The 20,738-nt window shown below is 34.1% G+C and carries 23 protein-coding genes; 20 read left to right on the top strand and 3 right to left on the bottom strand.

Going from position 1 to position 20,738, the window contains the following annotated elements; genetic code table 11:
* Positions 1-125 precede the first annotated feature (125 nt).
* Complete coding sequence (locus IP358_RS04960) at positions 126-692, top strand: flagellar FLiS export co-chaperone (protein ID WP_040498513.1); 567 nt, start codon at positions 126-128, stop codon at positions 690-692.
* Here the strand turns inward: IP358_RS04960 and IP358_RS04955 are convergent.
* Together IP358_RS04955 and IP358_RS04950 are read right to left on the bottom strand one after the other, a co-directional pair.
* Positions 689-4,153, bottom strand: a complete 3,465-nt coding sequence (locus IP358_RS04955; protein WP_006802480.1) for a methionine synthase — start codon at positions 4,151-4,153, stop codon at positions 689-691. The genes IP358_RS04960 and IP358_RS04955 overlap by 4 nt on opposite strands.
* On the bottom strand, positions 4,154-4,714 hold the full coding sequence (locus IP358_RS04950; protein ID WP_006802479.1) for a DedA family protein: 561 nt from the start codon (positions 4,712-4,714) through the stop codon (positions 4,154-4,156).
* Between the two features lie 142 nt (positions 4,715-4,856).
* Between IP358_RS04950 and IP358_RS04945 the strand changes: the two genes are divergently transcribed.
* The 9 genes from IP358_RS04945 (at position 4,857) to IP358_RS04905 (ending at position 10,753) form a co-directional block, all read left to right on the top strand.
* Positions 4,857-4,991, top strand: a complete 135-nt coding sequence (locus IP358_RS04945; protein ID WP_262349146.1) for a hypothetical protein — start codon at positions 4,857-4,859, stop codon at positions 4,989-4,991.
* Between the two features lie 173 nt (positions 4,992-5,164).
* Positions 5,165-5,533 carry a PI-PLC domain-containing protein gene (locus IP358_RS04940; protein ID WP_232086808.1) on the top strand — a complete coding sequence of 123 codons (369 nt, stop codon included), beginning with the start codon at positions 5,165-5,167 and terminating at the stop codon, positions 5,531-5,533.
* The gene (locus IP358_RS04935; RefSeq protein WP_006802477.1) at positions 5,526-6,161 is read left to right on the top strand and encodes an HAD family hydrolase; all 636 of its coding nucleotides are present in this window, start codon (positions 5,526-5,528) and stop codon (positions 6,159-6,161) included. Before IP358_RS04940 ends, IP358_RS04935 begins: the two co-directional genes overlap by 8 nt.
* Positions 6,158-6,883 carry a glycosyltransferase family 2 protein gene (locus IP358_RS04930; RefSeq protein WP_006802476.1) on the top strand — a complete coding sequence of 242 codons (726 nt, stop codon included), beginning with the start codon at positions 6,158-6,160 and terminating at the stop codon, positions 6,881-6,883. Before IP358_RS04935 ends, IP358_RS04930 begins: the two co-directional genes overlap by 4 nt.
* On the top strand, positions 6,876-7,217 hold the full coding sequence (locus tag IP358_RS04925; RefSeq protein ID WP_006802475.1) for a nuclear transport factor 2 family protein: 342 nt from the start codon (positions 6,876-6,878) through the stop codon (positions 7,215-7,217). Before IP358_RS04930 ends, IP358_RS04925 begins: the two co-directional genes overlap by 8 nt.
* Positions 7,159-8,553, top strand: coding sequence for a hypothetical protein (locus tag IP358_RS04920; protein ID WP_143440572.1), 1,395 nt, complete (start codon positions 7,159-7,161; stop codon positions 8,551-8,553). The genes IP358_RS04925 and IP358_RS04920 overlap by 59 nt, the downstream gene beginning before the upstream one ends.
* On the top strand, positions 8,540-8,881 hold the full coding sequence (locus tag IP358_RS04915; RefSeq protein WP_040498512.1) for a hypothetical protein: 342 nt from the start codon (positions 8,540-8,542) through the stop codon (positions 8,879-8,881). Before IP358_RS04920 ends, IP358_RS04915 begins: the two co-directional genes overlap by 14 nt.
* Before the next feature lies 1 nt (position 8,882).
* Positions 8,883-9,605: a glycosyltransferase family 2 protein gene (locus IP358_RS04910; protein WP_040498629.1), complete on the top strand. Its 723-nt coding sequence runs from the start codon at positions 8,883-8,885 to the stop codon at positions 9,603-9,605.
* On the top strand, positions 9,605-10,753 hold the full coding sequence (locus IP358_RS04905) for a methyltransferase domain-containing protein (RefSeq protein ID WP_370521393.1): 1,149 nt from the start codon (positions 9,605-9,607) through the stop codon (positions 10,751-10,753). The genes IP358_RS04910 and IP358_RS04905 overlap by 1 nt, the downstream gene beginning before the upstream one ends.
* Positions 10,754-10,790: 37 nt before the next feature.
* Here IP358_RS04905 and IP358_RS04900 read toward each other — a convergent pair whose 3' ends face one another.
* Positions 10,791-11,273, bottom strand: a complete 483-nt coding sequence (locus tag IP358_RS04900; protein ID WP_006802470.1) for a peptidylprolyl isomerase — start codon at positions 11,271-11,273, stop codon at positions 10,791-10,793.
* Between the two features lie 76 nt (positions 11,274-11,349).
* On the opposite strand from IP358_RS04900, the gene IP358_RS04895 reads away from it, so the two are divergent.
* The 10 genes from IP358_RS04895 (at position 11,350) to IP358_RS04850 (ending at position 20,667) form a co-directional block, all read left to right on the top strand.
* On the top strand, positions 11,350-12,093 hold the full coding sequence (locus IP358_RS04895) for a hypothetical protein (protein WP_006802469.1): 744 nt from the start codon (positions 11,350-11,352) through the stop codon (positions 12,091-12,093).
* 55 nt (positions 12,094-12,148) lie between these two features.
* Positions 12,149-14,623 carry a DNA topoisomerase (ATP-hydrolyzing) subunit A gene (gyrA, locus tag IP358_RS04890; RefSeq protein ID WP_040498509.1) on the top strand — a complete coding sequence of 825 codons (2,475 nt, stop codon included), beginning with the start codon at positions 12,149-12,151 and terminating at the stop codon, positions 14,621-14,623.
* Between the two features lie 23 nt (positions 14,624-14,646).
* Positions 14,647-15,024 (top strand): hypothetical protein, encoded by a 378-nt coding sequence (locus IP358_RS04885; protein WP_248613385.1) that lies wholly within the window; start codon positions 14,647-14,649, stop codon positions 15,022-15,024.
* A 28-nt stretch (positions 15,025-15,052) separates the two neighbouring features.
* The gene (locus IP358_RS04880; RefSeq protein WP_006802466.1) at positions 15,053-16,354 is read left to right on the top strand and encodes a sigma-54-dependent transcriptional regulator; all 1,302 of its coding nucleotides are present in this window, start codon (positions 15,053-15,055) and stop codon (positions 16,352-16,354) included.
* A 10-nt stretch (positions 16,355-16,364) separates the two neighbouring features.
* Complete coding sequence (locus tag IP358_RS04875) at positions 16,365-17,390, top strand: aspartate-semialdehyde dehydrogenase (RefSeq protein WP_006802465.1); 1,026 nt, start codon at positions 16,365-16,367, stop codon at positions 17,388-17,390.
* On the top strand, positions 17,390-17,845 hold the full coding sequence (locus IP358_RS04870) for a low molecular weight protein-tyrosine-phosphatase (protein ID WP_040498625.1): 456 nt from the start codon (positions 17,390-17,392) through the stop codon (positions 17,843-17,845). Before IP358_RS04875 ends, IP358_RS04870 begins: the two co-directional genes overlap by 1 nt.
* A 111-nt stretch (positions 17,846-17,956) precedes the next feature.
* Positions 17,957-18,307, top strand: a complete 351-nt coding sequence (locus IP358_RS04865) for a hypothetical protein (protein WP_006802463.1) — start codon at positions 17,957-17,959, stop codon at positions 18,305-18,307.
* 199 nt (positions 18,308-18,506) lie between these two features.
* On the top strand, positions 18,507-18,956 hold the full coding sequence (locus tag IP358_RS04860) for a hypothetical protein (protein WP_040498508.1): 450 nt from the start codon (positions 18,507-18,509) through the stop codon (positions 18,954-18,956).
* Positions 18,938-19,204 (top strand): hypothetical protein, encoded by a 267-nt coding sequence (locus IP358_RS04855; RefSeq protein WP_006802461.1) that lies wholly within the window; start codon positions 18,938-18,940, stop codon positions 19,202-19,204. Before IP358_RS04860 ends, IP358_RS04855 begins: the two co-directional genes overlap by 19 nt.
* 71 nt (positions 19,205-19,275) lie before the next feature.
* Positions 19,276-20,667 (top strand): autotransporter outer membrane beta-barrel domain-containing protein, encoded by a 1,392-nt coding sequence (locus IP358_RS04850; protein ID WP_006802460.1) that lies wholly within the window; start codon positions 19,276-19,278, stop codon positions 20,665-20,667.
* Positions 20,668-20,738: the final 71 nt, after the last annotated feature.

Genomic DNA, 20,738 nt, shown 5'->3' with positions numbered 1-20,738 from the left:
TGGCCTTTGGTAATTTTTCTGTGTTATAAATTTGTGCGCTTAAATATTAATGAATTAGAAAGTAGGGAAGCACAAAAAGTGGAATAGTAAATGCTTAACTCCTAGAAAACTTAAAAGGAGTTATGATGTTATCAACAATCAATCCCTATGGATTAGGGAATGCCTATAAAACGCCAGAAGCGACTTTAAATGTGGAATCCAAAATTACGCAAGAACAAGTTGCTTCTCAAGCTACACAAGAAGCACAAGAGCTTCCTAATCTTTCTCAAAATGTATTAGAAATTCGCAAATTTACCGATGGAATTAAAGGTGCAAATGAAATGGTAGGCGCAATGCAAATTGCTGATATTACACTAAATGCTCTAAGCAATCAAATTAAAAGCAGTGGAAGTGATTTAAATGCCCTAGATGTAAGTGCAAAGGCGGCGCAATTTAAGGGAGAAGCTCTTTTTGGAAAGGAGCTTACAACCTCTTTAGCCGGGGAGAGCGTGTCGTTATCCTTGCCACTTCCTAGCCAAATGGAAGGAGATTTGGGAGAAAATCTTGCAAACAAGCACCAAGAAATTATGGATAAAATGGGGCAAATTAGCGGATTAATAGAAAAAGCAAGCTTACCATTTAGCGCACCAAATGGACAAAGTTTTGATTTTGAAAACTTTGACCCTAGTTCTTTAAAAGGAATTTTTGGTTAGATTGCAAAATATTTTGCTTCCTTATTTGGAACAATAAGTGCGGATGTTGTCGCTTCTGGCGACATTTGATAAGTGTCGCTTAGCGTGATACCAAAAGATTCTGGTTTAAAGAGATTAAATAATCCCACACTTAAAGCAAGGTCTGGGCACGCAGGATAGCCAAAAGAGTAGCGTTGTCCGCATTTTGCGTCAAGTTGTAATGCGTCTCTAACTTTTGCGTGGATAAAATCTGCTAATGCCTCAGCTAGATCCATTCCTAAAGTGTGTGCTAAATAGTATTTGTGGTATTGTGCATTTTTGTAAAGTTCCGCTTCATAAGGAGCAAAGTTGTTTCCGCTAGAAACTAAATGCATTGCGCAAATATCGCCCTGTGGATTAAAATAATCACTAAGACATAAATAAGGCTTTTTCGTGCTTCTAGGAAATAAAAATTGTTCAGAATCTATAAAATCTTTTGTAGCACTAACTTCTAAAATCAATCCATCCTCTAAGTTTTTGGGCGCAATAGTGCGTGTGTGAAAATAGCCATATAAAACAACAGGTTTAAAGATTTCTTTTGTGATAAATTCTTCTTTTAGGGATTTTAAAAGTGGTTCTAATTCTTTTGCTTTTAGGATTTGGTATTCTTCTTTTTTGAGTTTGCTATATCCCCAGCGGTGTTTAAAGAGTAAGTCTTTATCAATATAGTCAAAAACAGAATCTAAATCATTAGCGTTTAACTCTAAAGATTTTACGCCAAAGAAAGGTGGGGTATGCGTTGCATATTCAAATGTAATTTCGCATTTTGTTGGTTTATTGATAGATTCTTTTTTGGAATCTAGGGTAGAATCTAGTTTCTTTTTTAGTCTTGCTTCTTGTTTTGTAATTTTGTTTTCTTCTATGTCTTCCTTATTTTTTGTGCCTTTTTGGCTAGGTAGCGTTAAATCGCTAAAATCGCCACTTTGGATAATTTGCATCGCCGCAACACTATCAAAGGCGTCTTTGCAATAAAAAATTACGCCATCATAATTTGGCTTACAATATTCTTCTACAAAATTGCGGTTTAATGCTGCTCCACCAAGCATAATAGGGATTTTAATATCAAGTTTTTTAAGTGCTTCTAAATTTTCTTTCATTACAAGTGTGGATTTTACTAAGAGTCCGCTCATTCCGATACAATCTACCTTTTGTGTTTGTAAAACTTCTAAAAATTTTTCTAACTCTGCTTTGATTCCTATGTTAATCACACTAAAACCATTGTTTGTTAGGATAATATCCACGAGATTTTTACCCACATCGTGCACATCGCCTTTTACCGTGCCTAAAACAATGGTTGTTTTGTGTGTGCTTTGTTTTTTGGGTAGAAATGCATTTAAATAATCCACGCTTTTTTTCATCACTTCCGCACTTTGTAAGACAAAAGGGAGTTGCATTTCGCCATTTCCAAAGCGTTCTCCTACAATTTTCATTGCATCAATTAAAATTTCATTAATGATTTTTTCAGGGCTTATAGAATCTTTTGCACTTGGTAGAAGCTCTAGCATTGCATTTAATTCACCATCTATTAAGTATTTTTGGATTCTCTCTTCTATGCTTAAATGCACATCTTGTTCTTGTTTTGGTAGGTCTAGGGTGTTTTTGGATTCAAAATGCTTAATAAAGGCATAAAGGGGTGCGCTAGAGAGTTCTGTATTAAAGATTAAATTCTCACACACTTTAATATCATCTGCTTCTAGTTTATTATAAGGAATAATATGTGAAACATTGACAATTGCGCTTGTTAGTCCATTTTTGATTGCGTGGTGCAAGAAAATAGAATTTAGACAGATTCTTCCTTCTTTACTAAGTCCAAAAGAAATATTAGATAAACCAAGTGTTGTTCCAGCTTTTGGATAAAGCTTACTTAATTCTTTAATGGTATTTAGTGTTTGCATTCCCGCATCAAAATATTCCGCATCGCCACTTCCAATTGTAAAGGTTAAAGGGTCAAAAATAATATCCTCTTCGCGTAAATTATGGATTGTGATTGCGCGTTCCATCATTCTTTTAGCACACGCAATTTTACGCTCAAAGGTTTTACACATTCCTTCTTCATCAATAGTTAAACAAATAAGTGCTGCACCAAATTTTTTTGCTAAACTTGCGACTTTGTCAAATTTTGTAATTCCATCTTCTAAGTTTGCGGAGTTAATAATCGCACGACCACCAATATGCTTTAATGCAATTTCAAGCGCATTAACTTGTGTGGAATCCGGCATTAATGGAAGTGTAATTTTTGTTGCATAGCGTGTAATTAGCTCTTGCATATCCTTACTTTCATCTCTGCCGGCAAAGGCTACGCTTAAATCTAAACAATGCGCACCACTTCTAACTTGCGCACTACCAACACTTAAAGCTCCTTCGTAATCTTCATTTAAAAGCAATTCTCTAAAAGCCTTTGAACCTGTTGCGTTAGAACGCTCACCAATTAGCAAGGGTGCGGGAAATTGCTTTAACTCTTTTGCTTCAAATAATGAAGTAATGCTTGGTTGATAAGTGCATTTTGGAGCTTTTGGGATTATGGATTGTGTTTTTTGCACAAGTTGGCGTATATGCTCTGGCGTTGTGCCACAGCAACCCCCTAAAAAGGCGACACCCGGAATCTCTAAAAAGCTTTTTTCAATGGTGCTAAACTCTTCTGCATCCATCGGATAGTAAGTAACACCGCCACGATTTTCAGGGAGTCCAGCATTGGTATGTATGGAAATTGGGAATTTACAAACTTCGCTAAGGGTAACTAAATGTTTGTGTGCTAAATCAGGTCCTAAACCACAATTAATTCCCAAAGAAAGTAAATCGTAAGGTTCTAAAATGTGAAATAGCGTTGTAATATCTGTGCCTATAAGCATTGTGCCTGTTGTTTCAATGGTTACAGATACCATTATAGGGATTTCTGGTGCTGTATTTTTTATTGCATTAAGGGCGGCTTTGATTTGTAAGGGGTCTTGTGCGGTTTCTAGTAAAATCACATCTGCGTCCGCTTCTTTAAAGCCTTCTACGCATAATGCATAGCCTTCTTCCATTGAATCATAAGTAATATGCCCTAAACTTGGAAGTTTTGTTCCGGGACCTAAAGATGCAGCAACAAATAATGCATTGTTTTGATTTTTTAAAGGAGAGTGTTTTTTAATACATTCTTTTGCAAGTTCTACTCCAGTTTTTGCAATTTCTTTGCAATGCTCTTCTAATCCATATTCTGCTAAAACCCAAGGCATTACGCCAAAAGTGTTAGTTTTTAGGATATTTGCACCAGCTTGTAAATAGCTTGTATGAATCGCTTTTATTATGTCTTTTGCATAAAGATTGAGTGCTTCTGAGCAACCATCTAGTTTTTCACCTTTTGCATTAACACCCCAAGTTTGTATATTGTGCTTTTGGATTTCTGTTCCCATTGCACCATCTAGGATTAAAACTCTTTCTTTAATACAATTGCGTAATACCATTTATTTCCTTTTTGTAGCGCGACTTAGCCAAAGCCATAGACCGCCGAGTAAAATTGCAATAAAAACAGGGGCTAGAAATGGATATTTCCCTAGCATTGTGAAAGTTTCTATTAAGATACCACCAGAGAAATACCCTAAAAGTCCAATACTAATCCCCCAAATTATCGCACCTAATGCGTTGTAGAGATTAAATTTTGCAAGAGAGTAGGGCGTTAGAGCAATCGCAATTGGGACGAGCGTTTTTAGCCCATAAATATATTTTTTAATCACAATAATAAAAGAGCCGTATTTGCGCATTAAGATATGCACAAGGGCTAATTTTCTGCGGTGTTTTGCTAAATAGGGTTGCATCATAACCTTTTGGTAACGCGCCATATAAAAAAGCATTAAATCCCCTATAAAATTCGCAATACTTGCTACAAGGATACTTAGTGTAATATCCATTTTCCCGGCAAAACTTAATACACTTGCGCCAATGAGTGCTACAAAACCACCGCCTAAAGAGTAAAGGAATAAAATAACATACCCATATTTTGCAATTAAATCAATTGTTTCTTGCATTGTGTTCCTATATAAAATTTTTAAGATTCACCATAGAAAAAGAAAAGTAGCAAATTTTTTCTTGTGTTGCGCTAAATTTTAGGTTTATTTTTATAAAAATACTCTATAATTTGCGCGAAAGTTTTTAATTTGGGAAGTGATTATGCAAATTATAGCGCATCGTGGGTGGTGGGAATCAGAATGGCAAAAAAATCAAATAGTTGCCTTTAAGAAAGAGTTTGATTTTTGCTCCAATCTACCGCTTGATAATCATCTTGTAGGTGTAGGGGGGGGGTAGAAACTGATATAAGAGATTATAATGGCTTACTTGTTATCTCACACGATATTGCTACAAAAGATTCTCTAAGTTTAGAAGAATTTTTTCACCTATATTCTAGTTATAATATTAATTCAAACTCAACCCTAGCTTTAAATATTAAATCAGACGGCTTACAAAGTATTTTAAAAACTATGCTTGAAAAATATAATATTCAAAATTATTTTGTTTTTGATATGTCTATTCCAGACGCTCTTGGTTATATTAAATTAGGTTTTAATCTATTTACTAGACAAAGTGAATATGAAAAAAATCCATCGTTTTATAATGAAGCAAAAGGTGTATGGTTAGATGAGTTTCATAGTCATTGGATTAATGAACAAATTATTAAAGAGCATTTAAATAATAATAAACAAATTTGTATTGTTTCGCCAGATCTTCATAAGAGAGATTATCAAAAAGAGTGGCAAGAGTATAAAGAGATTGAAGTTAAATTAAACGGAGCGAATTTAATGTTATGCACCGATAAAGTAATAGAAGCTAGGAGGTTTTTTAATGCATAAAATAAAAGCTGTAATTTTTGATATGGATGGCGTGTTAATAGAAGCAAAAGATTGGCATTATGAAGCACTCAATAGGGCTTTAAAGTTATTTGGTTTAGAGATTAGCTATGCTGAGCATTTAACAACTTTTGATGGATTGCCGACAAAAAAGAAATTAGAAATTTTATCAATAGATAGAAACTTGCCAAAAGCTCTGCATAACTTTATTAATCATATGAAACAGCAATATACAATGGAGATAGTTTATCGTTCTTGTAAGCCTAGATTTTATCATCAATATGCTCTTGCTAAATTGTATAAAGAGGGTTATAAAATGGCTGTTTGTTCAAATTCTATTTTTAATACAATTGATGTAATGATGCAAAAGGCTGCTTTGAATAATTATTTTGATTTTTATGTATCTAATGAAGATGTAAAAAATGGAAAACCAGATCCCGAAATGTATCAAAAAGCAATTGCAAAAATGGGATTAAAGCCTAAAGATTGTTTGATAGTAGAAGATAATGAAAATGGTATAAAGGCGGCTAGGGCAAGTGGGGCAAATGTTATGATAGTAAAAGAAGTTAGTGATGTCAATTATGAAAATATTAAAGAACATATTGCAAAATTTGAAAAGGAAGAGCTATGATAAATATCGTAATACCATTGGCTGGAAAGAGTAGTTTTTTTAAAGAAAATGAGATTGTATTTCCTAAGCCATTTGCTGAAATTTGCGGTAAAACAATGATTGAGATGCTAATTGAGAATTATCAAGCTTTTAAAGAAAAGCGATTTATTTTTATTTTAAAAGAAAGTGATGTTAGAGAATTTCATTTAGATGAAGCCATTAAGGTTTCAGCTGGTGATGATAGTAAAATTGTAACAATTAAAGAGCAGACACAAGGAATGGCTTGTAGTGCATTATTAGCAATTGAATATATAGACAATGGTGAGCAATTAATCATTGCAAATGCAGATCAGTTTTTTGAAATAGACTTAACTCAAGCAATTTTGCATTTTAAAGATTATGATGCTGGTGTTATAACTTTTGAATCGATTCATCCAAGATGGGCATATATTAGATTAGATAAGGATGGAAATGTTATTGAAGCATTAGAAAAAAATCCTATTAGTAAGAACGCTATTGCTGGTTTTTATTATTATAGACAAGGTAAAGATTTTGTAAAAGCTAGTCAAATGATGGTAGAAAAAGATGTCCATTTAAATGGACAATTTTTTATTTCTCCAACATTGAATGAGCTTATTTTGATGGATAAAAGTGTAGGGATTTACAAAATAGATAAGAGTTTATATCACACTTTTTATAGTATTGAAAAAATTAGAGAATATGAAAGGATTAAAAATGCTTAAACAATTAACGCAAGATTATATTGAAAATTTCAATGCTAAGGATTTAGAAGCTCTAAGTAAGATGTTTGCCGATAAATTCGCATTAGAAGATCCGGTGGTAAAGAGATTAGAGAGTAAGGATAAATGCTTAAAAGCGGTCAGTGATATATTTACCAGTTATGAAAAATTAAGCTTTAGTGCTAAAAATATATATGTTGATAATAAAACTAGTTTTATAGAGTTTATATTGATTTTGGATAATACAAGATTAGAGGGTGTAGATATCATAGAGTGGGATGAAAATAATAAAATCTCAGAGCTTAGAGCATATTTGTATGAGGTGGCAAATGGCTAGAGTTGCATTGTGTATAAGTGGGGCTTTTAGAGGTGAGGATTTTATAGATAATTTAAGAGATATTATTGGCGAGTTTAAGTCGTTGAAAGTAGATGTATTTATTGCTTCATGGGATACTTATAAAGCTTGGATGGGATTAACTGGCGGAATTCCTGGATGGTTTAGAATTCAGTATAGTAAAAATATTGTAGATATTGCTCCGCAAGAGTTTGTGGCTAATAATTCTGAATTTAAAGAGAGATGTCCAAATATTTATAAAATTTTAAATAGAGAGTGTGGTAAAAAAATTACAAATGAAATGTTAAAAAAGATTAAAAAATTACCTAATGTAAAAGGCGTCTGTTTATCAAATGAAGAAGAATTTTCATCTAAATATCCAATGAAGCTGGATTGTAAAACTAGCACAAAATTAGCGTTTAATTATTCTCGTATTTTGAAATTGCTGTTAGATTATGAAAAGAAAAATTGTTTCTACTATGATTATATTATTATGGTGCGTCCTGATATAAAATATGTTAAGAATTTTGGTATTAGTTTTTTACAAACTTTATCAGATAAGCAATTAGTGATTCCAACTAAGAGAAATAATATGAGTAGTCATGAGTATTTTGCACTAGGAAAGCGCTATGCAATGATAGAATTTTTAAGTGTGTTTTATAAAGCAAAACAATATAGGCATTTGGAGTTTTTTAAATTTTTTCCAAGCGCTATTCTTTGTTACTTTAATTTAGATAAAGCTGGAGCATTTAATGGTTCTTTGAATCATATTTTACAAGCTGAATACCTTAAATTTTTAGGTTTAGAGCTTATCAATGGGCGTCCTATAATGCCTTATTTTAGGATTTCATTGAACCCTAAAATGGTGCTTCTTGATAAAGCATTAGAAGAAGACAAAAAACATTGGAGAGACATAGGATTACGCGATTTTGGTTATTTTTTTGAAGTGTTGCGTTGTGAGAAAATTTTAAAAAGTGATACTGCAAAAAAACGCATAAAAAATCAACTTTCTTATAAGTTTGGTAGAGCAATGGTGGAGAATTCTTTATTTAAGCTACCTTTTGTATTATTAAAGATAAAACAAGAACATCAAAAAGATGAAGCATTGTATAGAAAATTATTATCTAGATATTCAAATTTAAAACTCCCACCACTTGAATCTTATTCCGATTATCAAGATGCACTAAAATGTAAAAATCATCTAAGCTATAAACTTGGCGAAGCTTTAATAAAAGCTCATAAAAATTGGCATAAAGGCGGATATATAAAATTATGGTTTGATATAGCAAAAATCAAAAAAGAACATAAAAACAAAAAGGCAAAAAATGAAAATGGATAATTTAAACGATATGATTCGTGGTTGGTTTATTGGTGATTTTGAGCCAAATGTATTAAAAACAGATCAAGTAGAAGTTGGAGTAAAAAGCTACAAAAAGGGTGATTATGAAGAGAGGCATTACCATAAAGTAGCCACTGAAATTACCGCAATCATCAAAGGAAAAGTAAAAATGAATGGTGCGATATATAAAGAAGGCGATATCATAACTATAGAGCCATTTGAAGATACAGATTTTGAAGCATTAGAAGATACTCAAAATGTAGTAGTAAAAATCCCAGCAGTTAAAAATGATAAATATCTAGGAAAGTATGGAGAAAATAATGGGTAAAATAAATATTTTGATACCAGCAGCAGGTGCTGGAAGTCGCTTTGCTAAAGAGGGATATGAAAAACCAAAACCATTTATAGATGTGCTAGGTAAGCCTATGATTGTGAGAGTTTTAGAAAATTTAAATGTTGATAATGCACATTATATAATTATATTGCAAAAAACACACCTAGAACAAGAAAAAGAACTCTGCAACAAGATATCTAAAGATTATAATGTAAGCTTTGTTAGTGTAGAGTCATTAACAGAAGGAACAGCCTGCTCGGTATTGTATGCAAGGGAACTAATCAATAATAACACGCCACTAATGATAGCAAATTCTGATCAAATCATAGATATTGATATAAATGAGTATATCAATGATTGCAAAAATCGCAATTTAGATGGCTCTATTTTATGTTTTAAAGATAAGGAAAAAAGCCCTAAATGGTCGTTTGTAAGGATGAATGGGGAATTAATCACTGAAGTAAAAGAAAAAGAAGTTATCTCTGATATTGCCACAGTAGGCATTTATCTATTTTCTAAAGGAAGCTTGTTTATGGATTCGGCTATAGATATGATAGCGAGAAATGAGCGCGTTAATAATGAGTTTTATACAGCACCAACATATAATTATGCTATAAAAAATGGTGCTAGAATTGGTTGCTTTTTGATGGAATTTGAGCAAATGCACGGCATTGGAACGCCTACGGATTTAGAAAAATATATTAAGGAGAGTGAATAATGCTACAATACATAAAAAGAGAGAAATGCCCCATAACAGATACAAATGATTATGAAGTGCTATCATCAAAACCTTATCCTTTATTTGCTGGGTGTATGGATGATGCTAATAAGGATTTGGATTTGGTGCCGATACAAGAATGGGTAATTTTCAAAGAAAGTGGTGTGATTGCACTATCTAAGCTTATTCCACTGGAAATTCTTTATAAAAATGGACATGATGCTGGTGCTATTGGGGATTTATGGGAGGAGCATCATAGAGAGTTTGCAAAATTTATCGTAAAGTTTTCACCGAATAGTATTCTTGAAATTGGTGGCGGACACGGAAAGCTTTCCTTAGAGGTTTTTAAAAACACAGATATTAATTCTAAGCCAAAATGGACAATTATTGAGCCTAATTCAACTTCTAAAAATGAAGGAGTGGAGTATATTGATGGATTTTTTGGCAAACAGGAGTTGATTGGAGAGTTTGATTGTATCGTGCATAGCCATACATTTGAGCATATTTATCAACCACATAGTTTTTTACAAGATTGTTGTAAATCTCTAGTGGGGGGGGGGTATATGATATTTACTTTGCCCAATATGCAAAAATGGCTAGAAAACAAATGGACTAATTGTTTAAATTTTGAACATACTATATTCTTAACTGAAGAAGTTATTGAATTTTTATTGGCTAAAAATTCTTTTAAAATTTTAGAGAAAAAATATTTCAAAGATCATTCTGTATTTTATGCAACGCAAAAGGTGGAGAATGGAAATATAAAAGATATTTTCTTGGGTAATGAATTTGAAAAAAATAAGCAAATGTTTAAACAAATGCAAAAGTATTATGAAAGTGCAATAGATGGATTAAATCAGATTTTTAAAGAGACTTCCAAGAATATCTATCTCTTTGGGGCGCATTTATTTTCGCAATATCTGCTCTATAATGGGCTAGATAGTTCTAAAGTTGTAGCCATATTGGATAATAATCCAAACAAGCAAGGAAAAAGACTTTATGGGACAAATTTTAGGGTATATTCTCCTAAAATTTTGAAAGATTGCGATATATCATTGGTGGTTTTATGCGCCGGTGCTTATAATAATGAGATAAAAAAAGATATTTTAGAGAATATTAACAATAATGTAGAAATTGTGTGTTTCTAGCGAGATAAAACCATAAACAATAAAAGGGATAACCCTTTTATTGTTTGGAAATATTTATTTCTAAAATCTTATCGCCTTGCTTTAGGCTATCAAGCACGGCTAGACTTTCTTTATCTTTAATTTGTCCAAATACCGTATGTTCACCATCTAAATGGGGTTGTGGAGCAAAACAGATGAAAAACTGACTTCCGCCTGTATTTCTTCCTGCGTGTGCCATTGAAAGCGTGCCTTTTAGGTGCTTGTGTGGATTATTGTCTAACTCACAAGCAATTTTATATCCGGGTCCGCCTCTACCACTTCCTTCAGGGCAACCCCCTTGTGCGACAAATCCGGGGATTACACGATGAAAAATTAAGCCATTATAAAAGCCACTTTGTGCTAAGTGCGCGAAGTTTGCCACTGTGTTTGGAGCGTCATTTGGAAAAAGTTTAATTTTTATCTCACCTTTTTCTGTGCGAATAAGTGCGTATTGTAATTTTTCTAATTCCTCTTTTGTAAGATCGAATGCTTTTAATTCCATATTTTAAAACCTTTGTGTAAAATTAAGGCTTTTATTGTAGTATTTTATGGTTTAAAAAATCCCAAAAAGGATAGCAATGGCAAAGATAATTTTAGGAATAATGCTTATGTTGCTTAATGCAAATGCAAAATATCCAGATTGGTTGCAATATGGCGTGAAGATTATTGCGGAATTTGATGTGCCAAATAAAAGTGTCCAGCAATACAATGAAGGCTATGGGTTAATTATTAATGATGGGCTGGTGCTAACAAGTGCTAGCATTGTGTTTGAAGGCAAAAAGGCAAAAGATATTACACTATACCATACAGAAGTACTCGGACAGCCAATTGCGTGTTTATCGCACGCTAGGATTTTAGCCATTGATGATAATTTAGATTTAGCCGTGCTTGAAACAGAGAGATTTACAGATATTTATTGCAATGTTTTGCCGGAGCCAAATTTTAGGGAACTTAGTTTTAAGGAGAGTTATTTTAATTTTTTATTATTACCTCTTGATTTGCCCCTTGATGAACGCTTGGAAATTTCGTATTTTAGCGAACACGATTGGTCGCAATTTTTAAGAGAAAAGATTGCTTTTAAGGAGTTTTTAGAATTACCACAAAAAGATAAGGAAAAGTTGCGTGGAATGCCCTTATTTGTGGAGAATGAGTTTTTAGGGCTTAAAACAATGGAATCCAAAACGCGTCCTCTTGGTATCTTAACGCATAGAGAGATTTTAGGATTTTTGTGTCAAATAGAACGGGAAACTTCTGTTTTAAAGGGTAAGCAAGCTCTTGAAGCGTTTTGTAATACTCCCTTAGATTTACAAAGCACGCCTTAGCAAGATTAAAGTCAAAGTTGTATAGAATTTTAGTATTTTTTATCAAGGGGAAGTGATGTCTGACTTGCTAAATTTAAATCAAGATATTCAAAATGTTAATATTGAAGATTCCATTAAAGAGAGTTATCTTGATTACTCTATGAGTGTAATTATTGGGCGTGCATTGCCTGATGCAAGAGATGGGTTAAAGCCTGTGCATAGGCGGATTTTGTATGCGATGTATGAGCTTGGCGTAACTTCACGCGTGGCGTATAAAAAAAGTGCTAGGATTGTGGGTGATGTGATTGGTAAATATCATCCACACGGCGATACAGCAGTTTATGATGCTCTTGTTAGAATGGCGCAAGATTTTTCTATGCGCTTAGAGCTTGTTGATGGGCAAGGAAACTTTGGTAGTATTGATGGGGATAGTGCTGCTGCTATGCGTTATACAGAAGCTAGAATGACACAAGCTGCTGAAGAAGTCTTGCGTGATATTGATAAAGACACGGTGGATTTTCTTTCAAATTATGATGATACCTTGCAAGAGCCAGATATTTTACCTAGTCGCTTACCAAACTTGCTGATTAATGGTTCTAATGGAATTGCTGTTGGTATGGCAACAAATATTCCACCACATAGAACTGATGAAATCATTGACGCGCTTGTGTATTTAATTGACAATCCAAAAGCAAGTTTAGATGAGATTTTGCAATTTGTTGAAGGACCAGATTTTCCAACAGGTGGGATTATTTATGGGAAAAGTGGAATCCGAGAAGCCTATGAGAGCGGTAGGGGACGCATTAAGATTCGTGCAAAAACGCATATTGAAAAAACAAAAACAAAAGATATTATTGTTATTGATGAGATTCCTTACCAAGTTAATAAAGCGCGTTTAGTGGAGCAAATTGCTGAACTTGCGAAAGAAAAGGTAATTGATGGGATTGCTGAAGTGCGTGATGAGTCTGATAGAGAGGGGATTAGAGTTGTAATTGAGCTTAAGCGTGAGGCAATGAGTGAAATTGTGCTTAATCATCTCTTTAAATCTACACCGATGGAAAGCACATTTGGAATCATTTTGCTTGCAATTTACAATAAAGAGCCAAAGGTTTTCACGCTTTTAGAATTGCTAGATTTATTCCTGTCGCATCGTAAAAGTGTGGTAATTCGCCGCACAATTTTTGAGTTAGAAAAAGCGAAAGCTAGAGCGCATATCTTAGAAGGATTAAGAATCGCATTAGAAAATATTGACGCAATTGTTGCATTAATCCGTGCAAGTAGTGATCCAAAAGTTGCAAAAGAAGGTTTAATAACGCAATTTAGCCTAAGTGAGATTCAAGCTCAAGCGATTTTAGATATGCGCTTGCAACGCTTAACAGGCTTGGAGCGTGATAAAATTGAGAATGAATACCAAGCGTTGCTAAAAGAAATTGAGCATTTAAGCGCGATTTTAAGAAGTGAGAGTTTGTTAAATGGAATCATAAAAGAAGAATTGTTAGAGATTAAAGAGAAGTTTTCTACCAAGCGTTTAACAACCATTGAAGAAGATTATGAAAGCATTGATGTAGAAGATTTAATCCCAAATGAACCTGTGGTGGTTACAATGAGTCATAGGGGTTATGTTAAACGCGTGCCAGTGCGCACTTATGAAAAGCAAAATCGTGGAGGCAAGGGTAAGATTTCGGCAAATACACATGATGATGACTTTATTGAAAGCTTCTTTGTCTCAGATACACACGATACGATTTTGTTTATCACAGATAAGGGACAGTTGTATTGGTTAAAAGTGTATAAGATACCAGAGGCAAGCAGAACAGCAATTGGTAAGGCTGTTGTAAATCTTATCAACTTAGCCCCTGATGAAAAAATTATGGCAACCATTACTACAAAAGATTTTAATTCTAACAAATCGCTTGCATTTTTTACAAAAAATGGAATCATTAAACGCACAAATTTAAGTGAGTTTAAAAACATTAGAAGTGTTGGAGTTAGAGCGATTAACTTAGATGAGAATGACGCGTTAGTTACTGCAAAAATTATTAGCTCTGATATTAAAGAAATTTTAGTTGTAACTTATGAAGGAATGTGCGTGCGCTTTGGAGTGGATAATGTGCGTGAGATTGGACGCGTAGCGCGTGGTGTAACGGCAATTAAATTTAAAATGCCAAAGGATTATGTGATCGGCGCTACGGTTGTTGCCAGTGAAAATGAAGAGATTTTAAGTGTGAGCGAAAAAGGAATTGGAAAACGCACAGAAGTCAATGAGTACCGCATTACAAATCGTGGAGGCAAAGGCGTGATAGCAATGAAGCTTACACCAAAAACAGGAAAGCTTGTAGGGATTGTTAATGTAGATGAAAATATGGATTTAATGGTGCTAACAAGCAGTGGCAAGATGATTCGTGTGGATATGCAAAGCATCCGTAAAGCAGGACGCGCAACAAGTGGCGTGATTATTGTTAATGTAGATGATGATAAGGTGGTTTCCATTGCAAGATGTCCTAAAGAAGAAGAGCAAGATGATGAGAATGAGTTTGGGTTGCTAGAATAATGCTTAGGATTCTATGGGGAATTGTGTTTTGTGGGCTATCTGCGTGGGCTTCAGAATATCTTTTCTCTTATAGAGTTGTAATTAAAAATGGAATTGTTTTAAATGAAAAATATAATTTTTCTCCAGCAATGGTAAGCGCTAAAATGCTAGATAAAGTCCGAAATCCTTATAAAAAATGTGAGATTCCACACGGAACAAAAAGCGAAAGAGAGTTTTTAGCTTACTATAAAGAAGAGATTTTAGAATGCTTTTTTAACTGGGGAGTGCGTTTAGAGGATCGAAGTGAAGTGCAGAATTTACAAGGTAAATCCTTAACCTTGCTTGCAATTCCACCTTCGCGCATTAAAATTGAGTATGAAAATGGAATTGCAACAATTTACGCGCTTATTAAAAAAGAGTAGAAGATTTTAAGGGAGCAAAGGAGTAGAGATGAAATTAGCCGTTGTTGAAGACGATATTAATATGCGTAAATCCCTAGAAATCGCGTTAGGGGAATATAAAGAATTTGAAGTGGTAAGCTTTAAAAGCGCTAAAGATGCACTAAAAAAGCTTGATGATTCCTTTGATTTGGTGATTACTGATATTAATATGCCTCAAATGGATGGAATCGAATTTTTGCGCACGCTAAATGGGCGTTATGAAGCTTTGATAATCACAGGAAATGCGACTTTAAATAAAGCCATTGATTCCATACGACTTGGTGTTAAGGATTTTTTAACCAAACCTTTTGAGATTGAAACTTTAGTTGAAGCAATCTATAGAGCAAAAAAGGCTAAAGAGGTGCTAACTAAAGCAAAGCCAAAATCCATAAAAACAGCAGAGAATAAGCAGTTTATCGCAACTTCTCCAGCGCTTGAAGGTGCATTAAAACTTGCAAGTAAAGCTGCTAAAACTGATGCTTCTGTGCTTTTATTGGGGGAGAGTGGAGTAGGAAAGGAGTTGTTTGCAAACTTTATCCACGCAAATTCTCTAAGGGCTAGCGCACCATTTATTGCATTAAATATGGCAGCAATTCCGGAAAATTTATTGGAATCTGAACTTTTTGGCTATGAAAAAGGGGCTTTTACAGACGCAACAGAGGGGAGAGCAGGGAAGTTTGAAGCGGCAAATGGTGGAAGCATTTTTTTAGATGAAATTGGTGAAATGCCTATGGGGCTTCAAGCAAAGCTTTTGCGCGTGTTGCAAGAAAAGGAAGTGGTGCGACTTGGAAGTAGCAAGCCTATTAAAATAGACATTCGCTTCATTGCAGCAACAAATGCAGATATTAAAAAAAAGATTAAAAAAGGGGAGTTTAGGGAGGATTTGTATTTTAGATTGCAAACCATTCCTATTAATATTCCACCTTTGCGTGAGCGCGTGGAAGAGATTATTCCACTTTGTGAATGGAAACTAGCACAAGTGGATACACAATATGGAATTGGAATTAAAAAATGGGGCAATGGGGCAAAAGAGCAATTGCTCTCTTATCGGTGGCCCGGGAATATTAGGGAATTACTATCTGTGATAGAGAGAGCGGCAATTTTATGCGAAGAAGATACAATTATGCCAGAAGATTTATTTTTAAGCTCAAGAGAGAGTGGGGGTAAGAAAAAAATCGCTAATTTAGAAGAAGAGCTTATTTGTGAAGCTTTGAAGAGTTGTGATTCTGATGTGGATGGTGCAGCAGAGTTGCTAGGGCTTAAAAAAGATATTTTATTAAGCAAGATGGAACGCTATAATATTAAATTTTAAAGGAGAGATAATGAAAAAGTATAATATTGCAGTTGTGGGTGCGACAGGTGCCGTAGGTGAAGAGATTTTTAGAATCTTAGAAGAGCGTAATTTGCCACTAAATAAATTGGTGCCATTGGCTAGTGCTAGAAGTGTGGGGAGAGAGATTGAGTTTAAAGGTGAAAAATATAAGGTTAAAGAACTCACACACTCTGTTTTTGATGAAGAAAATATTGAGATTGCATTTTTTTCAGCAGGTGGAAGTGTGAGTGCAGAGTTTGCATCTAGTGCAGCAAAGGCTGGGGCAGTAGTGATTGATAACACAAGTCATTTTAGAATGCAAAAAGATGTGCCTTTAGTTGTGCCAGAGGTCAATCCTAATGATATTTTGTTATGGGAAAAAACAGGAATTATTGCAAATCCAAATTGCTCCACAATCCAAATGGTGCAAGTTTTAGCACCATTGCACGAGAAGTTTGGAATTGAACGCGTAGATGTTAGCACTTATCAAGCGGTATCTGGAGCTGGAAAAAAGGGTATGGAAGAGCTTGTTATGCAAATGCAGAAGTTTTTCGACTTTAGTCTTGATTCTTGTGAGCCAAAGGCATTTCCACACAGAATCGCGTTAAATCTGATTCCACAAATTGATGTGTTTATGGATAATGATTATACTAAAGAAGAAATGAAAATGGTTAATGAGACAAATAAAATTATGCACAGCGATTTTGCAGTGAGTGCAACTTGTGTGCGTGTGCCTGTTTTGCGTAGTCATAGTGAAGCAATTACGATTAAATTTAAGCAGGAAGTAAGCAAAGAAGATGCACAAGAAGTGCTTAGAAATGCAGAATCTGTCGTGTTATTAGATGATCCACAAGCAAAGGAATATCCAATGCCTATGATTGCCACAGATACCGATGAAACTTATGTAGGTAGAATTCGTGTAGATAATTATGATAAAAGCATTTTACATCTTTGGTGTGTCGCAGATCAAATCCGCGTGGGGGCGGCAACCAATGCAGTAAGAATTGCAGAAAAGTGGATAGGAATGCAAGTGTGATAGAATCCATTTTGTTTGTATGTTTGGGTAATATTTGTCGCTCACCATTAGCAGAAGGAATCGCAAGGGAGTTAGCTAGAAAAAGAGACTTAAATCTCAAAATTGATTCTGCGGGGACTAGTGGTTGGCATATTGATGAGCCACCTTGTGAGAGATCTATTATTGTTGGAAAAAGGCACGGCATTGATATTTCTACTTTGCGCGGTAGAAGGGTAAATGCGTATAGTGATTTGGAGTTTGATTTGGTGGTGGCAATGGATGGGCAAAATTATACCGATTTGAAGCGATTAGGATTCCAAAATCTCGCCTTAATGGGCGATTTTGGCTTGCAAGGTAGAGATATACCTGATCCTTATTATTACAAAGATTTAGATGGCTTTGAAGAAGTTTATACAATGCTAGAAGCAGCTATTATAGAACTTTTAGATAATATTGGAAGTAGTGATAAGCCATAAAGCTTAAGTCTTACTAATTTTTTAAAGTAAATTTTCTATATATTCTTATCTCTCAGTCAAAGTTAAATACGATTCTATAATTCAATATTAAATTTTAAAACCTTAAGGGATTTGTTTTATGAAGATGTTTTTTTTATTTCTGTTGCTTGTGCTTCTGTTTTGATAACTAGTGCAAGTGCAGATTTTACAGGAAGTGTGTGTAGTGGTGGTATAGAATGCGTTATTGATATTGATAAGAGTGGAAATATTATAAATGATGATAAAAACCAAGCAAAGCTGACTATCAAACAAGGTGTTACATTAACAGGAGAGGTCGAAAATCAAGGAAACTTAAGTATAAATAATAGCGGTATAATTAGTAAAAATGCTGGCGGAGCTGTTTTATCAAATGGCAATCGTAATATTGAGCTAGAATTTATCAATCAAAAAAAATGCAGAAACTATTGGTGGTGGCGGAGTTGAAATTGGCAGTAAAAATTCAAATATAGGAGGGAGTGTTTCTCTTGTTAATTATGGAACTATTAGGGGTACTGCTGCAGCTATACCAGATAACCAAAGTGTAGATGCGTTTGGGGTCAGTATTGTAGGTGGGGATGCTGGAGGAAAAACAATTAATGTTGGAATTAAAAATTTTGGCTTGATACAGAGTCAAGAGTATGGAATGAATTTTGTAGGAAACAATAGTAAAATTTTAATTAGTGAAATTCAAAATTCAGGAACAATTAGCGCAACGGCAACCAATAGTAACGATGGGATTCATTTGGGAAAGAATGTTGAAGCGGAGATGATTTACAATGCAAAAGCTGGAAAAATTAGCGGCAAGTTTGCGATTTGGATGGCGGATAATGCTAATTTGAAAGAATTTATAAATGAAGGAGAAATTAAGGGTTACGATTGTGGTATTGTTGTCGCTGGAAAATCCACAATCAATCTGTTGGGTAATACAGGGACAATTGAAGGAGAAGGAAAGGCTGGTATTCAAATCCAGGGTGATACAAAAATTAATATTTTAAAATCTAGTGGTAAAATTAGTGGAAAAGATAATGGAATTTTAATAGAAGCTGCTGGAAATGGAAAGAGGCGTGGGGTGAGTTGGGTAAGCTTGAATTAGATGGCAATGCAGAGATTTCAAGTGTTATGAATGGTGGAAAAGTGGGCGAAGTCTTACTGGGTGATAACGCAAAGATTCCTGATTTTAAGAATACTGGAGAAGTTGGAATAATTTCTGTAAAAGATTCTGCTAACATTGCTTCCTTAACAAATTCAGGCACTATTAAAGCGTTAGAAACGCAAGCTCAAGGAATGGCATCATCACAACCATTACAAATTCAGCTGGACTTGATAAATTTGAAAACATAGGTAATATTGATAATTTTGTCAATAAAGATATTGTTGGAGATTTTAAAAATACGAAAGACTTAAAGAGTTTTGTGAATATTGGAACGCTAGAGAATGGAATTCAAAATGATGGTGGTAAAATTGAGAGAGTAGAGAATACAGGAGTAATCAAGACCAACAATAATGGAATTCACTTATTTAATAATAACACAAAAGATATAATTAAAATTGAAAAATGGTATGTTAAAAGTGCTCAAAAAATCACTTTAAAAGAACACGAAAATTTAGGAAATGTTGGGAATGACGGAGATTCTAGGATTATTCTTGGGGGAGATGGAGCAAGTGTTGTAGATTTTTCTGATGCCACACTTTTAATTGATGCAAATCAATATCAAAAGAATGTTTATTTTAAGGTTGATAATGTTGTGTTGTTAAAGGAACAAGGTAATTTAACAAGCGCAAATGCTACTCCAAAAGATATTGTTGATAAAAGTGGCACTAGAACTTTTAATGTTATCTATAATCCACAGGCTGGTACTTTTATTATTGATCCACTTGCTACGGCGATGGCTGGAGGATTTTTTGCAGATTACCTTGTGAATTATCTACAAAGACGCAATATCTCTATGAATCAACTCATAAGATATGAAGAAGAAAAAATGCACTCTAAGCCAACAGATGTTGCACATATTTTTGTTGTTCCTTATTATGCATATGATGATTTTGATTTGTCTTCTAGAAATGGAAATGCAGAAATTTCCACCAATGGGATTGTAACAGGATGGCATTATTTTAGTGATTATGGAATTATTGGTGGATTTTTAGGATATGAAGATTCTAATGGGGATATTAATATTACAGACTCTAATGCGTACCGTGATGTTGCTGGAGATGTCAAGGGTGTATTTGCTGGATTGCGTTATAAGAGATATTTTTATGAGAATGGCTCACACAAGATTTCTTGGAATAATCAAGTTAAGTTTGGTAGTTACAAAGCAGATATGCATAAAATCGTTAATGATAAATATTTTCAAGATAGTGCAAAAGTATGGAATTATGCAGTAGAGTCCATTATAAACTATGATTATAGTTTGCAATCTGATTATGGAGAGAGTATATTATCTCTAGGAGCTGGAGTAAAGTATGATGGTTTAAGGGTTGATGCATTTGAGCTTCAAACAAAAAGTCAAAAAAGGAGTGAAAATTTTTATGGGGCTGATGTGACTTTGCGTGCGCTTCATAAAATTGGTAATATCTCAGGTGTGCTAGAAGTTGGAATGTATAGACTTTTTAATAGTGAGATTAAAGCTCGATATGGAGAAGATGAGGACTCTTTTAAAGTTCCAGATAATTATAGATTTTTACAGACAGGGCTTATATATGATGTGAATGAAAACATATACTTTTCTTTAAATTATAGTGCGTTATTTGCAGATAACGGAGCATCGCATTTGGGCTCTTTAGCTTTTAATGTGAAGTGGTGAAAAAGCTATAATAAGGATTAAGAAAAAAAAGGGGGGGATTAAGTTCTCCCCCCCCCCCCTTTTTTTTTAAG

The sequence above is a fragment of the Helicobacter winghamensis ATCC BAA-430 genome (genome assembly GCF_028751035.1).
Lineage (GTDB): Bacteria > Campylobacterota > Campylobacteria > Campylobacterales > Helicobacteraceae > Helicobacter_D > Helicobacter_D winghamensis.
The sequence above is the reverse complement of the archived record's forward strand: the minus strand, read 5'-3'. Positions and strand labels throughout refer to the sequence as shown.

Bases quoted from the DNA above. Each gene is read 5' to 3' on its own strand.
- IP358_RS04880 (WP_006802466.1), top strand. From the start codon at position 15,053: ATGAAATTAGCCGTTGTTGAAGACGATATTAATATGCGTAAATCCCTA.
- IP358_RS04935 (WP_006802477.1), top strand. From the start codon at position 5,526: ATGCATAAAATAAAAGCTGTAATTTTTGATATGGATGGCGTGTTAATA.
- IP358_RS04955 (WP_006802480.1), bottom strand. From the start codon at position 4,153: ATGGTATTACGCAATTGTATTAAAGAAAGAGTTTTAATCCTAGATGGT.
- IP358_RS04875 (WP_006802465.1), top strand. From the start codon at position 16,365: ATGAAAAAGTATAATATTGCAGTTGTGGGTGCGACAGGTGCCGTAGGT.
- IP358_RS04940 (WP_232086808.1), top strand. From the start codon at position 5,165: ATGCTTGAAAAATATAATATTCAAAATTATTTTGTTTTTGATATGTCT.
- gyrA (WP_040498509.1), top strand. From the start codon at position 12,149: ATGTCTGACTTGCTAAATTTAAATCAAGATATTCAAAATGTTAATATT.
- IP358_RS04860 (WP_040498508.1), top strand. From the start codon at position 18,507: ATGAATTTTGTAGGAAACAATAGTAAAATTTTAATTAGTGAAATTCAA.
- IP358_RS04950 (WP_006802479.1), bottom strand. From the start codon at position 4,714: ATGCAAGAAACAATTGATTTAATTGCAAAATATGGGTATGTTATTTTA.
- IP358_RS04895 (WP_006802469.1), top strand. From the start codon at position 11,350: ATGGCAAAGATAATTTTAGGAATAATGCTTATGTTGCTTAATGCAAAT.
- IP358_RS04945 (WP_262349146.1), top strand. From the start codon at position 4,857: ATGCAAATTATAGCGCATCGTGGGTGGTGGGAATCAGAATGGCAAAAA.
- IP358_RS04920 (WP_143440572.1), top strand. From the start codon at position 7,159: ATGAAAATAATAAAATCTCAGAGCTTAGAGCATATTTGTATGAGGTGG.
- IP358_RS04905 (WP_370521393.1), top strand. From the start codon at position 9,605: ATGCTACAATACATAAAAAGAGAGAAATGCCCCATAACAGATACAAAT.
- IP358_RS04900 (WP_006802470.1), bottom strand. From the start codon at position 11,273: ATGGAATTAAAAGCATTCGATCTTACAAAAGAGGAATTAGAAAAATTA.
- IP358_RS04930 (WP_006802476.1), top strand. From the start codon at position 6,158: ATGATAAATATCGTAATACCATTGGCTGGAAAGAGTAGTTTTTTTAAA.
- IP358_RS04960 (WP_040498513.1), top strand. From the start codon at position 126: ATGTTATCAACAATCAATCCCTATGGATTAGGGAATGCCTATAAAACG.
- IP358_RS04915 (WP_040498512.1), top strand. From the start codon at position 8,540: ATGAAAATGGATAATTTAAACGATATGATTCGTGGTTGGTTTATTGGT.
- IP358_RS04925 (WP_006802475.1), top strand. From the start codon at position 6,876: ATGCTTAAACAATTAACGCAAGATTATATTGAAAATTTCAATGCTAAG.